This window comes from Spirosoma validum, from assembly GCF_014699035.1.
In the GTDB taxonomy this organism is placed as follows: Bacteria; Bacteroidota; Bacteroidia; order Cytophagales; family Spirosomataceae; genus Spirosoma; species Spirosoma validum.
Genome location: NZ_JACXAA010000008.1, coordinates 60,344 through 75,794 on the forward strand (window position 1 = coordinate 60,344; position 15,451 = coordinate 75,794).

Sequence of the window (15,451 nt, forward strand, 5' to 3'; positions counted from 1 at the left end):
ACAATAAGTCACAAACCGAAAACTATCTATCCAAAGCCCGGATCTGGTCCAGATAGTCAGTCGGCAGAAGCACGCGTTGTACTAGTGAGCGCAAGCCTAACGTATTGAGCATGCCATATAAACCAAGCGAATAGGTCAGTAGCGTTTTCTTTGGTAAATCGAGCAAACGACTTACTTGTTTTGGAACGAGCATGCCCTGAACCTGTCGAAGCAAATCGTACCGCCAATTTCCCAACTGCTCTCGATACCGCTGGAACAGCTTATCGGTAAATTCACTACGTACCAAATCCTGATTCAGATGGGCCTCACGGTCTACTTGCCAATCCGCATACGTGTTCGGAAGATCCGGTACGTGCATGCCTGCGCCAACCTCCCGAAACGTATGAAACAGTTCTTCCCGCTCCGAATTTGTAAGTGGACGATACAGCATTTCGTAGGCCCGTTCAGAATAATCAATCAGCATGTAAAGAACATCGCGGTAAGCCCAATCCGGAATTGAATACCCTCGTTTTTGTTCGACGCCTGTATGGATGGAGCCCATTCGGGCGATGGTCTGTCGGGCTTTGTCGTCCGGCTGAAAAACAATTTCCTGGGCGTACCGAACCGTTGAAAAGAGTCGGGCGATGGGATCTGCGGGTAACTTACCCGTAAAAAATAGCCAGTCTACCGCCCGGTTCAGGGCAAATTCGGCGGCTGACCCGGCAAATACTAATAATATTACGTCGGCATCGCCCCAAATTTGGCGAACGATGGAACCACGTTTCACAAAATAAGCCATTCCTTACTAGTCGTTAGTCGATAGCAGCGACAACGCTATAACGAATTCAGCCTATCGGTTCGTTTCCTGTTTCGGCTACTTTATCCTGTTGTAAGCCCAGGTGGGTTGGTAATCCATCGAGACTACTCAGATTCTTCTCCTGAATGTAGTCGAGTAAGCCATCCTGTCCTTTTTTCTCAGCCCAGGTAAAGTGAATATCGCGTTCCCCAACGTAGTTAAATAAAGGAACGCCAAAGCCGCAGGAGGTTTGCACCAATTCAATGTCGGCTACAATCAGTTGACGAGTACTTGGATAGATTTTAAAAGCAGGAGCGTACTGATGCCACTCAACTGTATCAGGCAGTACGGCACGACCTTTTCCATATAATCTGAGGATATTCGGAGCGCCTTCAAACGAGCAAAACATAAACGTAATACGTCCATTTTCGAGCGTATGCGCAGAGGTTTCGTTGCCGCTGCTAATCAGGTCCATATAAGCTACTTTTGTTTCACTTAACACCCGGAAGCAATCAAGTCCTTTGGGCGATACATTGACGTGACCATCAGCACTTAACGGCGCGGTACTGACGAAAAAAATAGATTGTTTTTCGATAAACGCCCGATGCGCCGGCTTGATGGAATCGTAAAATTTACCCACAGGTTTGTATGTATGTTGGTGATGCTGTATACATCCATGTTTTGTTGGCCACCGGGTTAATTGCGTTGAATCGCCTACGCTACTGGATTGCGAGCTGCATAAGCGATTCAACAGGCGAACTAACGAATATGCCTAACGTGGAACTCCGGCGTCTTTGAACCGGTAAATTTCCAGGTTTGGTCCCAAATCCTCAAGTGTAACCTGCATATCCTTGAGTTCTCCGTTGGCCAGATCGTATACCCAGCCATGCACCTTAATGTCCTGACTATCAAACAAACGCTTCTGGACAAATGATAGCTTCATCACGTTCATACACTGCTCCCGTACATTCAACTCGACTAGCCGCCGGTGTCTGGCTTCGGCGTCTTCAATAGAGTCAAGCTCATCGCGATATATGCGATACACGTCCTGTATGTTACGCAGCCAGGTGTTCATGTAGCCAAAATCGTCGTGGGTAGTGGATGCTTTGACGCCACCGCATCCGTAATGCCCGCAAACGATGACGTGTTTAACCTGCAAACTCTCAACCGCGTACTGTAATACGGCCAGCGAACTAATGTCGTTGTTGGGTACCAGGTTGGCAATATTGCGATGGATGAATACGTCTCCTGGCTTAGTACCCATAAAAGCGTCTGGCGATACCCGACTATCCGAACAGCCGATGTAAAGAAATTCGGGGGTCTGGTTTTTAGCCATGTCTGAGAAATAGCCAGGATCGAGTTGCAACTGCTTCTGCACCCATTCTACGTTATGACTGAACACCTTATCGTACAAACTCATAGACTCTCTTTGTTTTTAGTTTAATACTAGTATATACCAAACGATTTTCTTGAATACACTCTCCCTGCTCATATCACTTTGTGATCAGGCAAAGAAACTCACCTGGTTGAATTCACCGACTACATAAGTTCATTACTTGTTCTATTTACCATAAGTTTACGTAGCTAGGTGACCGAAAAATAGTATAAAAGCAGTTAAAGTACTTTACGGGTTTACTAAAATCTATTCTGTGACCAAACTGACAACAGGAAAGCCGTAGCCAAACCTGGTTAAAGTTGTCGAACGTCTAAGATGTTGCGTAATACCGTAAACTATCTGTTGACACATGGTGATATTAAAAGCAAATCCTTTTACCATTTTAACGCTGCCAAGCTTATTACATCCATGTTGCGCCCACTATTATCCTGACAAGCACAAAGACAGAAAAAGCCAGTTCGTTTCTGAACTGGCTTTTCTATTAACTGATTTTCAAAACTGCCATAAAAGCTGCCTGCGGAATCTCGACGTTGCCGACCTGGCGCATTCGTTTCTTTCCTTTTTTCTGTTTGTCGAGCAGTTTGCGTTTCCGGGAAATATCACCGCCGTAACACTTGGCCAATACGTCTTTTCGGAGGGCACTCAAGGTTTCTCTAGCGATAATTTTCTGGCCAATGGCCGCCTGGATCGCGATTTCAAACTGTTGCCGGGGTATTAACTCACGAAGCTTTTCACAGAGTTTTTTGCCCCACTCATACGCTTTGTCGCGGTGAACAATGGCTGAAAGAGCATCTACGGGTTCGCCGTTGAGCAGTACGTCTAACTTCACCATGTTAGACTCGCGGTTATCAATGAACTCATAATCGAGCGAGGCATAACCACGCGAAATGGTCTTGAGTTTATCGAAGAAGTCAAACACAACCTCAGCCAGCGGCATCTCGAACTGCAATTCTACACGATCCTGCGTCAGATATACCTGATTCTTAAGCAGACTCCGCTTGTCCATACAGAGACCAATGATAGCCCCTACGTAATCGGCTTTCGTTATGATCTGCGCCTTAATAAACGGCTCCTCAATCCAACTAATCGTACTCGGATCAGGCATTTCGGCCGGGGCCGATACCTGTAAATTTACTCCTTTCGTAGTCATCACTTCGAACCGCACGGAAGGCACTGTCGTGATGACAGTCATGTTGAATTCACGTTCGAGTCGCTCCTGCACAATTTCCATATGCAACATGCCGAGGAAGCCGCAACGGAAACCAAAGCCCAAAGCTGCTGACGTTTCTGGTTCCCAGATGAGAGCGGCATCGTTGAGCTGGAGTTTTTCCATCGCATCGCGCAAATCCTCAAACTCACTCGTTTCCACGGGATAAATACCCGCGAAAACCATTGGTTTTACTTCTGAAAAACCCTGAATGGCTACTTTCGACGGACGGTCGAGCTGCGTTATTGTATCGCCAACTTTGACCTCTTTGGCTACTTTAATACCCGAAATCAGATAGCCTACGTCGCCACATTCGATAACATCTTTAGGGACTTGTACCAGGCCAAGTGTTCCGACTTCATCGGCAATGTATTCCTTGCCGGTATTCATGAATTTGACCCGATCACCTTTGCGAATTCGGCCGTTCTTAACTCGGAAAATTACTTCAATACCCCGGTACGAGTTGAAATGCGAATCAAAAATAAGAGCTTGTAATTCACCGTTGGGGTCGCCTTTGGGGGCGGAAATACGTTCAACAATGGCGGCCAGAATCTCAGGAACGCCGATGCCTTCTTTACCACTAGCTGGAATGATGTCGTCGCGGTCGCACCCAAGCAGGTCCACCATTTCATCCTTTACTTCTTCAGGCATCGCACCTGGCAGATCAATCTTGTTCAGCACCGGAATAATGACTAAATCACTATTCATAGCCAGATACAGGTTCGAGATGGTCTGCGCTTCGATACCCTGTGCGGCATCGACAAGTAGTAAGGCTCCTTCACAGGCAGCAATCGAACGCGACACTTCGTAGGAAAAATCCACGTGTCCCGGCGTATCAATCAAATTGAGCGTATACGTCTCGCCTTTGTAGGTATAATTCATCTGGATGGCGTGGCTCTTAATCGTGATGCCGCGCTCACGCTCCAGGTCCATATCATCCAGCAACTGCGCCTGCATATCGCGGCTGCCAACAGTTTTGGTAAATTCTAATAATCGATCGGCCAGGGTACTTTTACCGTGATCGATGTGGGCAATGATGCAAAAATTACGAATGTGTTTCACGTTGGAATATCGGATCGTCGCTGCGACGGAGGAGTCTTACGTAATAAACGGCAAAAATACGCATAAAAAAACAAACGCCGGACTCATCAGGGAGCCGGCGTGTTCAATTACACTTCATCAACAAACTAAAAGCTGTAGGAGGGGGACTCGAACCGCCCACGGTGCAGTTAGCTACAGTACAACTCTGGTGGTCAACCCCAGTCGCCACGAGGGCGGCATTATGCTGCGTTTATCCTTTATCACCACCCCCGAGACAGGAGGGCACGTCTGCCAATTTCGACATCCTACAGTGTGAGAAAAATATCAAGAAGACCGGCGTGTGACCCCGCTCGATCAACTTGACAATACAAAGTTAACATAGCCTGACATATTATTGCAAATTTCACATAAAAAATTCTTAAAATTTACAATTCGTTCAAATTGTAACTACTTTTGTTGACACTCATCAAAAAAACTGCTGAAATGTCCGAGAAAAATTTAGAAATTGATAATACGGATCTGAAGATATTGAGTTTGCTGATGCAGGACGCCAACATGGCTTACACCGAAATTGGCAAACGCATCTTTGTTTCAGGCGGCACGGTGCATGTCCGGATGAACAAGCTAAAGCAGATGGGCATTGTATGCGGATCGCAACTGGTTATCGATCACGCTAAGCTTGGCTGGGATATCAGCGCGTTTCTGGGTATTTATCTGGACAAAAGTTCGCTTTATGAAGAAGTTTCCAAACAATTAGAAAAAATTCCTGAGGTTGTTAACGTCCATTACACGACTGGTATTTATAGCATCTTTGCCAAAATCGTTTGTCGTGATACGCAGCACCTGCGCGAAGTTCTTCATGACAAGATCCAGAAAGTGAGTGGTATTCAACGTACTGAAACCTTTATCTCACTCGAAGAAAGTATCAACCGTTCGATTCCATTTGCGGAGGGGAAGGAGCATGGGGCGGAGGGGTAAGGGTAGGGGGCGCCGGAAAGACACTGTAGGTAGAACTCTCCGCCCTTACCCCTCCGCCCCCTGCTCTTGAACCCAAAACGCCTTTTCATGCGTTATATCTCCCAATAACTCACAATTCATGCAACCTAAAATTCACGCAACAACAGTGGTCGGCATTCGCCACAACGGCCAGGTCGCACTGGCAGCCGATGGGCAGGCCACTATGGGAAATACTGTCGCAAAAAGTAATGTTCGTAAAGTCCGCGTTCTAATGGGCGGTAAAGTGCTGGCGGGATTTGCAGGCTCAACAGCTGATGCTTTCACGCTGATCGAACGGTTTGAAGAAAAATTAAATGCCTACGGGGGAAACCTCAAACGGGCCGCTATTGAATTAGCAAAAGACTGGCGTACGGATCGATACCTACGAAAACTTGAAGCCATGCTGATTGTGGCCTCCAAAGAAGATCTATTACTTGTATCAGGCACCGGCGACGTAATTGAACCCGATAATGACGTAGCTGCTATTGGCTCGGGCGGAATGTATGCCCAATCGGCAGCCCTTGCCTTGAAAAAACATGCGGCTGGACTATCTGCCGAAGAGATGGTTCGGGAAAGTCTGCACATTGCGGCTGATGTGTGTATCTATACGAACCATAATTTGGTAGTTGAAACGTTATAAAACTGAGTCATTTCTGCTTTTGGCAACCAGAGCTCTCTTCCACTTATATTTGTGGTAAGTAAGGAATTGATCCGTGTAGATTCTGAGGACCAGAGCATCCACAGAATTTACAGCATAGGATATGCCCTGACGTTATGAAAATTCGAAACCAATTTGCCTTTAGAGTAATGAGCCGACGTATTACGTTAGGGTTCATTACAGCTATGGTGCTGATTGCGTCGGGTTTTGCCATATCCTTTTATAGTTATAGCCAATACAGCAATGACATGCAGCGGGTACGGCACACGTATGAGGTGGTGGGCGCTCTCCAAAATACCTTGTCGTTAGTGAAAGATGTTGAAACCGGTTCCCGAGGTTATGTTATTACGAACGATACGACGTATCTGGAGCCCTATCGAACCGGGCTACGTCAATTGCCAAAACAGCTAAGCCAGCTTCGGGAACTTAACAACGAAACCAAAGTTCAGCAGGCAAATCAGGTTCAGCTCGAAAAGCTGATTGACGCCAAACTAGCGGTTACGAAGGCCCGGATTGGCATCAGGCTTGCTGACAAGAAAAATTTTGCGGTAAACAAGGAAAGCAAGCATCAGATGGATTTGCTCAGACGCCACGTTGCGATGATGGTGAATATGGAGCAAACACTGATGGATATCCGAAATCGTCAGGCAGAGCGCTCGTTTCGTAATACGCTACTGATCATTTTTGCACTGTCACTTCTAACGTTTCTGGTCTTAGTGATCTCCTACCGATTACTGGAACAGGAACTGCTACGTCGACAGGAGAACGAGGATCAACTGCGTGACTATGAGGTTAAATTGAAAAGCCAGATTCGGCAACTCGAAGCCTCGAATGAAGAGCTGGAGCGATTTGCTTTTGTGGCCAGCCATGATTTGCAGGAGCCGTTACGTAAAATTCAGTCCTTTGCCAACCTGATTACGGATCGCTACGGTAATCTGTTCGATGGCGACAGTATGCTGTTCATGGGGAAGATTTCGAACTCAGCCGAGCGGATGTCTAAACTCATTAAAGACTTACTGAATTTTTCCCGGATATCGAATCATCAGGAACGATTCAGGACTGTACAGTTGAGTGAGATTGTTCAGCGTATTCTGGATGATCAGGAACTACGTATTAAAGGACTGAATGTGCGCGTTGAAGTTGGTAGCTTACCCGCTGTTGAGGCCGTATCCAGCCAAATGGATCATTTGTTTAACAATTTGATTTCAAACGCACTTAAATTTATTCGTCCCGATATACGCCCTTTGTTACGCATTCAGGCCAGGCCGGTCAATGGGGGGACCTATGCTGGTTTAATTCCTGATCAACGGTATGTTGAGATCACGGTTGAAGACAATGGCATTGGGTTTGAAGAGAAATATCTAGAGCATATTTTCAAAGTTTTTCAACGATTGCATGGTAAAAGTGCCTTTGAGGGCACCGGTATCGGACTAGCCATCTGCAAACGGGTTGTTGTATATCACCACGGGTACATTACGGCTCATAGCCAACCAAATGAGGGCACTACGTTCGTGGTCGTTTTGCCCGAAAGCCAATCACTTCAAAATTATGACCGACCAACTTCAGCCGAAGCCTATTCATATCCTGCTGGTTGACGATGACGAAGACGATCGCTATCTTACGAAAGAAGCTTTCCAGCAGCATTATCCATCCAGTCGTATCTCGTTTGCGGAAGATGGAGAAGATCTGCTGGATTTTCTGAAGTATGAAGGGCGCTATACGGGTGCTGCTCATACCTTGCCTGAACTCATCTTGCTAGACCTGAATATGCCCCGTAAGGATGGTCGGGAAGCACTGCGCGAGATCAAGACCAATGAGCAGTTTCGCCACATTCCGATTGTGGTGTTAACAACGTCTGACGCGAAAGACGATATTGAAACGTCCTATTTTAACGGGGCTAATAGCTTCATTACCAAGCCGCCAACCTTCCAGCGCTTAAGTGAGGTGACTAAGGCAATTGGTCAATACTGGTTTAATGTCGTAACGGTCTGCGAGCATTCCAGCGAGGAATAACGTAGCGTGGACCGCCGGTCCGCGTAGCCGCCGGTTAATTTATAGAACCTATTATTAGCCGGCGGTTATGCGGCCCGGCGGCCCACGCTACATGTTGACCATTGCTACAAAAATCTTTTCTAACTCGTTTGTTACAATCCGGTTTTGACCGGGCGTGAATTTGTTGACCAGTACGCAGAAACTCATCCGTTCGCCGTTAGCTGTTGTGAAGTAGCCCGCGTAGGCACGAACCCCTTCGATCGATCCGCTCTTAGCCCGAACATTACCCGCTGCAGCTGTACCGCGAGCCAAACTACGTACTGTCCCCGTCTGACCAACGATTGGAATTGTCTCATAGAAGGCAGGAAACGATTTTTCGCGTCCCATCGCGCTGAGAATGCCTGTCATATTGTCAGCCGTGAGGGCACCAACGGCTGATAAGCCACTCCCGTCCCGAATCCGAAAGCCGTCCAGATTAACCCCTTTTTCTTTCCAGTAGTTAGCTAAAATTTTCAGGCTGGCGTCGGTCGACTGGACTGTTTTGTTCAAGGTCAGCGCCGTAGTACGTAGCAAGGCTTCGGCGTAAAGATTAATGCTCTGGAAATTCGTTTGTTGAATTAACTCCGTAAGCACCGGTGATTTATGCTGATTCAGCACAGTTCGCTTGCCAGACGTACTAATCGTTGTCGATAAGCCACTGCCTATTGACGTGGGAGGATTACTAATCGTTACGTTAGTCTGAACCAGTTGATTTTGCAGCGCGTAGGCCGTAAAGTAAGCCGGATCGGGTAAAGCACCTTTCACACTGAATTCATTGGCAGGTTCGCCCATCGGCACTTTTCCTGTTAGCCACTGCTGATTCTGAAAAGGCGCTCCCAAAATATTGACCTGATCGCCAGTATTGGCCGCGTCAGTTGTCACGGTATTTCGGAATATTAGATAGGGAAGGAGCGGGTCAGTACGTAGTACGCTGGCCGATGTGCCAATGGTTTTTCCGGGTCTGAAGAAAACCCGATACAGATTTTCGTTGATATTCAGCGCACTCAGACTAGCGCCGTAATAATTGCCTAAATCGCCATAGGGCCACGTAGTGGGGGTAGTCAAATCGGTGTACAAACTGGCATCACCAACGATTGTACCCTGAATGCGTCGGATACCCGCGGCTCTGACGGCTTCCGACCAGCTTTTCAGTAAGGCGGGTAAATCATAATAATTCGTAAATCGCCAGCTACCCAGTGAAGGGTCACCAGTGCCCCGAATATAAAGGTTTCCTGTTAGAGTACTATCCTTGATGGTGCCGTCGTACTCGAGTGTAGTGGTGTACGTATAATTTGAGCCAAGTACCGCCAGCGCCGTTGCGGTTGTAATCAGTTTCAGTGTTGAAGCGGAGGGCAGGCTTTGTCGAGCGTTGTAGCCGATAAGTTCTTTGCCATCGCTTACGCGCCGAACCGACAGCGCTACGGTACCAAAGCGTACAGCCGAACCAGTCTGAAATGCTTCTACTAACCTGAGTACGTGTTGAGTGGTTACTGAATCGGTAGGTCGCTGATGCTGTGAATAAGCTGGGTTCGGATTATAATAATGAACGAAACAGGTAAGCAATAGAGTTGATAAGCAAGACTGAAATAAGGGAATAAAGCGCATTTGGGAACGGTTAGGCGATTCGAAGGGTATTTCGTACTTTTGCAAACTTACACATTAACGCCGTTCGACTTGCCTTAAAATCGACCTTCAGGAATATTGAATACACGACATTGATTAGTTAAAGTTGTACGCATGAAATTATCATTTCTGGGGGCGGCCCGGCAGGTAACGGGTAGTATGTATCTGCTGGAATTGGAGGATGATTACCGCATCCTCATTGACTGTGGTTCCGATCTGGAACGGTCCGGTCCACGGGATGCCAACGGTCAGACAGCCCCCGTCGTTACTCATCCGGGATTTTTTCCGTTTGAGGCTTCAAGTATCAATTTAGTTCTGTTGACTCATGCCCACGTGGATCATTCGGGCAATCTGCCCAATCTGTTTCGCGAAGGCTATGAAGGCCAGATTCTGTGTACTGAACCCACGTTTGCCCTAACCAACGTATTACTGAAAGATGCGGCTTCGTTGAACCAGAAACGGATCAACGAACTGAATGCCAGTAAAAAACAGCGTGTAAAGGACCGGCAGTCGCAAATGCAGAAAGACTTGTTTCTGGATAAACAAGTCCGCGATGCCATGGAGAACGTAGTGCCGATTGGTTTCAACCGCAAGTTTCGGGTTACTGATGGGGTAGACGTTACGTTCATTCCAGCAGGTCACCTGCTGGGGGCAGCCCATATCGTGATTAACGTAGTGGAAAACGGTGAGCGGAAAAGCATCTGCTTTTCGGGCGACATCGGCCGCAAAAACTATCCTTTATTGGTTGATCCGGCGCCTGTACCTTCGGTGGATTATCTAATTTGTGAGAGTACCTACGGTAACCGGCTCCATGAACATACCATGTCGCCCGAAGATGCACTGGCGGATATTATTCAGCGGACGTGTATCGACATTCCCGGAAGGCTAATCATTCCCTCATTTAGTGTTGGCCGAACGCAGGCGCTGCTTTACACACTGAATCGACTCTATACCGAACGCGATTTTCCGCCGATCAAAGTGTTTTCAGATAGTCCGATGGGATACGAAAGCACGAAGATTTATATGCAGCACGTCAAGATGTTAAACGGCGAGGCTAAAGAATTCTACAAGGAAAACGAAACGCTGTTTGATTTCGAGAATTTCCAGTTTCTGGAATCATCCAAAGCCAGTAAGGCCGTGTCGAACTATGGCGAACCCTGTATTATTATTTCCTCGTCGGGCATGGTGCAGGGTGGCCGGGTTGAGTACCACGTCGCTGAGAATATCAGCAATCCATACGCAACCATTCTGATTATAGGTTACTGCGCCGAAGGAACGCTTGGCTGGCGGTTATTAAACGGGCAGCAAACCCTTAGCATCAAAGGCAAAGACCATCAGGTGCTGGCCAACATTGAAAAAATAGATGTATTTAGCGGTCATGGTGACCGAAGTGATCTGATTAATTTTGTGGGCATGCAATCGCCTGAAACGCTTAAATCGGTTTTCCTGGTACATGGCGAATACGAGAGCATGGAGTCCTTTAAGGATACGTTAGCCGAAGAAGGATACCCACAGGTAATTATTCCAAAAAAAGGCGAAAGCTTTGAACTATAAGGAGTAAAGGGAAGAAAGGGAGGAAGGGGAAGAAAGAAATAGATACTTTTCTCCCTTTCTTTCCCTTCCTCCCTTTCTTCCCTTCTTTTATGAGAACATACCTCGATTTTGAAAAACCCATTGCCGACCTTGAAGCGCGGCTGGAAGAGACCAAAAAACTAGCTCAAACCAGTAATGTTGATGTCAGCGAAGCGGTAAATGTTCTGGAACAGAGCATTGACAAACTGCGCCGGGAAATTTTTCAAAACCTCACGCGCTGGCAACGTGTCCAATTGTCGCGTCATCCCGATCGCCCCTATACGCTCGATTACATATCGCTTATGTGTAATCAGTTTGTTGAACTACATGGCGACCGCACTGTGCGTGATGACCCGGCTATGGTCGGTGGTTTCTGCGAACTAGGCCGCAACGGCGGACCGGACCAGACCGTCATGATTATTGGCCAGCAGAAGGGACGTAATACCAAGCAGCGCCAATATCGAAACTTCGGCATGCCAAATCCGGAAGGGTATCGGAAAGCGTTACGTCTGATGAAGCTGGCCGAGAAGTTCAATAAACCGATCATTACGATGATCGACACACCAGGGGCTTTCCCGGGTCTGGAAGCTGAGGAGCGCGGCCAGGGTGAGGCTATTGCCCGTAATCTCAAAGAAATGTTCATGCTGACGGTGCCTGTCATTTGCATCATCATCGGCGAGGGGGCTTCGGGTGGGGCACTGGGAATTGCCATTGGCGACAAAGTGCTGATGCTCGAAAATACCTGGTATTCCGTAATCTCGCCCGAAAACTGTTCGACAATTCTCTGGCGGAGCTGGAATTTCAAAGAACAGGCGGCTGAGGCTATGAAACTGACAGCCCGCGATATGCAACTAAATAAGCTGGTAGACGACATTGTTGAAGAACCAATCGGTGGTGCGCATAACGACCATCAGGCTATGGCTAACCATCTGAAAACCGTTATCCTCGACGCATTGGCTGAACTAAGCGCGATTGATCCGCAGGAACGTATTGAGCAACGGATTGATAAATTCTGCTCGATGGGCGTCGTTGTCGAGTAATAGGAACCATAATGGTTTTATCGCTTGAGTTCTTCCTATAAGTCTCCTTAGACTTCTTTACCGGCGAGCGTTTACCCAGTTTCTAACTGCTGTTTTTGTTGTATGATTGAAAAAAAACTGCCACAGATTTATTATGGCTTAATTACAGTTACCTTTTTTATATTACTCTATTTTTCTATAACCCTGCTGGCAAGAGGAGATGAAGGTGGAGCCTATCTGCCAACGTTCCAGCAAGCGTACGAGAAATGGCCTGCTTTGGATATGAGTCCTTACTGGGCTGTCTCGTCTTTCTATCTGTGGATTATTGATGGCATTTTATATGGCTTAGCCAGTCTAGGGCTTCTGGGTGATTACTTACTGCTAATTGGACGTGTCTTTTCTTTACTCTGCTGGCTGATTTTAGTGTGCACACACGCTACGTCGGGTAAATACAAAGCGATGGCTATTCTATTTAATCCCTACGTATTAATTTATGCCAGTCGTGCTCACCCGCTTTTGCCGGCGATTTTACTTTTTTATCTCTTCTGGATACTAATCCGTCAAAATAAAAAAATCGGGCTTCTCTTTTTATTGTTTGCTGTTAATTTTCAGGTTTTCACCGGTGGAGCGATTGGCTTGTTTATGCCTAAATTTCCGCTTGTTAGAAAAGAAGTGTTGCGCGTTATAGGTTTCGGTATCGTGGCTATTTCTGGCGTGCTGATTACCTGGTATACCTGGGGTGGTGTTTATCCTGTAAAATTTATCAATCACACGTTTTTTCAACATCAACACGTAAACGGAAAGCCGTCCTTTGGGTATCCATTTACGGTATTTATGCTGGCAGGAAGCACCATATGGTTAGCCGGAAACAGAACCATTAACGAGATTAAACAGCACCAGGCCTATTCATGGGCAGTAATTGCCTTCATGATTATTGCTGCCATTGCTCTTTACTTTATGGCAAACATTGTCGCGATTGCGCGTGAAGCCAGCCAGGTAATTCTGGGTAATCACTATCAGATCGGATGGATACTGCTATACACTTTAATTGGGTTAGGCTGGCTGCGCGTTCACCGCGACCACTATCCGCTAATTTTCGGATTACTGGGGTCGGCCATATTATTAATCACGCTTCCCTATCTTTACGAGCGGATTTCCATCTTTGCGACGATAGCTCCCTGCTTAATCTGGTGCGGTCTTTCAAAAAATGAAGATCAGCAGCATCGTCTTCTGTTACCTGTATGCTCTCTATTTGTGATGGGGGCTATTCTGTACCAGATGTATGGGTCACTTTGATTTAATTTTAGCTAACCAATGAAACTATCCATAATAGTACCTGCCTATAATGAAGAAAAAACCATTGAAAGAATATTAAAAAAATTAGTTGATATCCAATTGCCGAGTCAGGTTGAGAGGGAAATAATTGTTATTAATGATTCGTCGAAAGATAACACAGAAAGCGTCGTCACGAATTTTATTCGTTTAAACCCTTCGGCAGAAATCAAGTACGTAGCACATGCCGTCAATCAGGGGAAAGGGGCTGCTTTACATACCGGCATTCAGAAAGCAAGCGGTGATTATCTAATCGTTCAGGATGCTGATCTGGAGTATGATCCGGAAGAATTTAACATTTTATTGAAGCCTGTTCTCGATGGATTTGCTGATGTCGTATATGGCACGCGGTTCATGGGCGGGAACGCGCATCGCATCCTGTTTTTCTGGCATACGATTGGGAACAAATTCCTGACGTTCTTGAGTAATATGTTTACGAATCTGAATCTAACGGATATGGAAACATGCTACAAATTATTTCGATCCGATCTGATCAAAAACATACCTCTAAAAGAAAAACGATTCGGCTTCGAGCCGGAAGTGACGGCCAAAATTTCTAAAGTTCCGGGTATACGTATCTACGAAGTGGGCATATCTTATTATGGCCGAACTTACGAGGAGGGAAAAAAAATAAACTGGAAAGACGGTTTTAGAGCCATCTATTGCATCATTCGGTACGGTCTGCTCGGTTGATTTCGAGTGTCAATCTTAACGGGTAGTCGTACTGCTTCCGGAAGGACTCACTGCGGCTAAAGCTTTGCTTACTTTTTCGTAAAAGACAGGTACCTTTTGTCGTGGATCACCTTTGCCCAGCGTTTCAATGGGTAAATACCCCCGATAGCCAGATTCGCGCACAATTCTCATGATTCTGTTCAGATCCGTTTCTGTTTCCCGACCATCGACAAACAGGTTTTCTTTGAGCTGCCAGGTAGCTGCATACGGAGCCACGCGGGCAATCTGCCCGTAAGGGTCCCCGATTTTAAAGCTGCCAATGTCCAGATTAACGGCCAGCCATTCGGAATTAACCTGATTTATGATCTCGAGGATATCATCAGCCGTTCGGATAAAATCAGCGTGATTTTGTAGAACAATCAGTACTCCTTGCTTAGCGGCATAATCCGCACACTCGCGAAGGGCATCGACAACCCAGGCAGTAACTTCTTTGCGATTGTATCCGGCAGGCAATTCTTTTCCCGTACCAGCGAAGACACGTAGCACCGGCGCTCCTAAGCGGGCAGCCAGACCCGTCCACTGTCGGACGAGTTCGATCTCAGCTTTCCGACGGGTCAGGTCGGGTAAGGTAAAGTCATTACGTACCCCCGTCCCACTGATGTCGAGGCCCAGCCGAAAAGCTTTTCGCTTGATCTGATAAACATAGTTATCATCAGGCAACGTTGGGTACTTTGGAAAGTAATACCCTGTCGGATCAACGGCATCGAAGCCAAGTTCGGAACAAAACGTGAATACCTGTTCGAGCGTCATCTGGCCGCTCATCAGAGGCTCATTGAATGAATAGAGGTTACAGCTTAACCGGAGCGGGCCTGACTTATCGTTTCCTGCATTCGTTATTGATCGCCTATCTAACGTAGTGCCTGCGGTTGCCACGAGGGGTATACCGGCAACTGCGGATTTAAGAAAAGCTCTACGGTCTGGCTGAAGGTTTCGCATGCATATATAAAGCTATCGTAAGCGTGTTTCTACTAATTTATTGAGTAACGATTTTTTATTAACACGCTGATTGTTAATCATATAAATGTTTATAGAGACACGTGGATTTATACCTTAATAAGCAAGCTCTGAT

The 15,451-nt window shown here is 46.6% G+C and carries 14 protein-coding genes; 8 read left to right on the forward strand and 6 right to left on the reverse strand.

What is annotated here, in order from left to right:
* Positions 1-22: 22 nt before the first annotated feature.
* From IC230_RS20545 to lepA, 4 genes are all read right to left on the reverse strand, one after another.
* Positions 23-778: an oxygenase MpaB family protein gene (locus IC230_RS20545; RefSeq protein WP_191040931.1), complete on the reverse strand. Its 756-nt coding sequence runs from the start codon at positions 776-778 to the stop codon at positions 23-25.
* Positions 779-824: 46 nt separating this feature from the next.
* Positions 825-1,415, reverse strand: a complete 591-nt coding sequence (locus IC230_RS20550) for a pyridoxamine 5'-phosphate oxidase family protein (protein WP_191040932.1) — start codon at positions 1,413-1,415, stop codon at positions 825-827.
* A 132-nt stretch (positions 1,416-1,547) separates the two neighbouring features.
* The gene (locus IC230_RS20555; RefSeq protein WP_191040933.1) at positions 1,548-2,195 is read right to left on the reverse strand and encodes a carbonic anhydrase; all 648 of its coding nucleotides are present in this window, start codon (positions 2,193-2,195) and stop codon (positions 1,548-1,550) included.
* Between the two features lie 457 nt (positions 2,196-2,652).
* Positions 2,653-4,440 carry a translation elongation factor 4 gene (gene lepA, locus IC230_RS20560; RefSeq protein ID WP_191040934.1) on the reverse strand — a complete coding sequence of 596 codons (1,788 nt, stop codon included), beginning with the start codon at positions 4,438-4,440 and terminating at the stop codon, positions 2,653-2,655.
* Between the two features lie 462 nt (positions 4,441-4,902).
* Here lepA and IC230_RS20565 point away from each other — a divergent pair, with 462 nt between their 5' ends.
* The 4 genes from IC230_RS20565 to IC230_RS20580 all read left to right on the forward strand — a co-directional run bounded on the left by IC230_RS20565 (position 4,903) and on the right by IC230_RS20580 (position 8,086).
* Positions 4,903-5,397 (forward strand): Lrp/AsnC ligand binding domain-containing protein, encoded by a 495-nt coding sequence (locus IC230_RS20565; protein WP_191040935.1) that lies wholly within the window; start codon positions 4,903-4,905, stop codon positions 5,395-5,397.
* 118 nt (positions 5,398-5,515) lie between these two features.
* Positions 5,516-6,055, forward strand: a complete 540-nt coding sequence (gene hslV, locus IC230_RS20570; RefSeq protein WP_191040936.1) for an ATP-dependent protease subunit HslV — start codon at positions 5,516-5,518, stop codon at positions 6,053-6,055.
* Between the two features lie 134 nt (positions 6,056-6,189).
* Positions 6,190-7,668, forward strand: a complete 1,479-nt coding sequence (locus IC230_RS20575) for a sensor histidine kinase (protein ID WP_223860746.1) — start codon at positions 6,190-6,192, stop codon at positions 7,666-7,668.
* Positions 7,622-8,086 carry a response regulator gene (locus tag IC230_RS20580; RefSeq protein ID WP_191040937.1) on the forward strand — a complete coding sequence of 155 codons (465 nt, stop codon included), beginning with the start codon at positions 7,622-7,624 and terminating at the stop codon, positions 8,084-8,086. Before IC230_RS20575 ends, IC230_RS20580 begins: the two co-directional genes overlap by 47 nt.
* 87 nt (positions 8,087-8,173) lie before the next feature.
* Here IC230_RS20580 and dacB read toward each other — a convergent pair whose 3' ends face one another.
* Positions 8,174-9,709 carry a D-alanyl-D-alanine carboxypeptidase/D-alanyl-D-alanine endopeptidase gene (gene dacB, locus IC230_RS20585; RefSeq protein WP_191040938.1) on the reverse strand — a complete coding sequence of 512 codons (1,536 nt, stop codon included), beginning with the start codon at positions 9,707-9,709 and terminating at the stop codon, positions 8,174-8,176.
* Between the two features lie 132 nt (positions 9,710-9,841).
* On the opposite strand from dacB, the gene IC230_RS20590 reads away from it, so the two are divergent.
* From IC230_RS20590 to IC230_RS20605, 4 genes are all read left to right on the forward strand, one after another.
* On the forward strand, positions 9,842-11,281 hold the full coding sequence (locus tag IC230_RS20590; protein WP_191040939.1) for an MBL fold metallo-hydrolase RNA specificity domain-containing protein: 1,440 nt from the start codon (positions 9,842-9,844) through the stop codon (positions 11,279-11,281).
* A gap of 89 nt (positions 11,282-11,370) precedes the next feature.
* Complete coding sequence (locus tag IC230_RS20595) at positions 11,371-12,339, forward strand: acetyl-CoA carboxylase carboxyltransferase subunit alpha (protein WP_191040940.1); 969 nt, start codon at positions 11,371-11,373, stop codon at positions 12,337-12,339.
* Between the two features lie 102 nt (positions 12,340-12,441).
* Positions 12,442-13,614, forward strand: a complete 1,173-nt coding sequence (locus tag IC230_RS20600) for a hypothetical protein (protein ID WP_191040941.1) — start codon at positions 12,442-12,444, stop codon at positions 13,612-13,614.
* 18 nt (positions 13,615-13,632) lie between these two features.
* Positions 13,633-14,343 carry a glycosyltransferase family 2 protein gene (locus IC230_RS20605; RefSeq protein ID WP_191040942.1) on the forward strand — a complete coding sequence of 237 codons (711 nt, stop codon included), beginning with the start codon at positions 13,633-13,635 and terminating at the stop codon, positions 14,341-14,343.
* A gap of 15 nt (positions 14,344-14,358) precedes the next feature.
* On the opposite strand, the gene IC230_RS20610 is transcribed toward IC230_RS20605, so the two are convergent.
* Complete coding sequence (locus IC230_RS20610) at positions 14,359-15,318, reverse strand: sugar phosphate isomerase/epimerase family protein (RefSeq protein WP_191040943.1); 960 nt, start codon at positions 15,316-15,318, stop codon at positions 14,359-14,361.
* Positions 15,319-15,451: the final 133 nt, after the last annotated feature.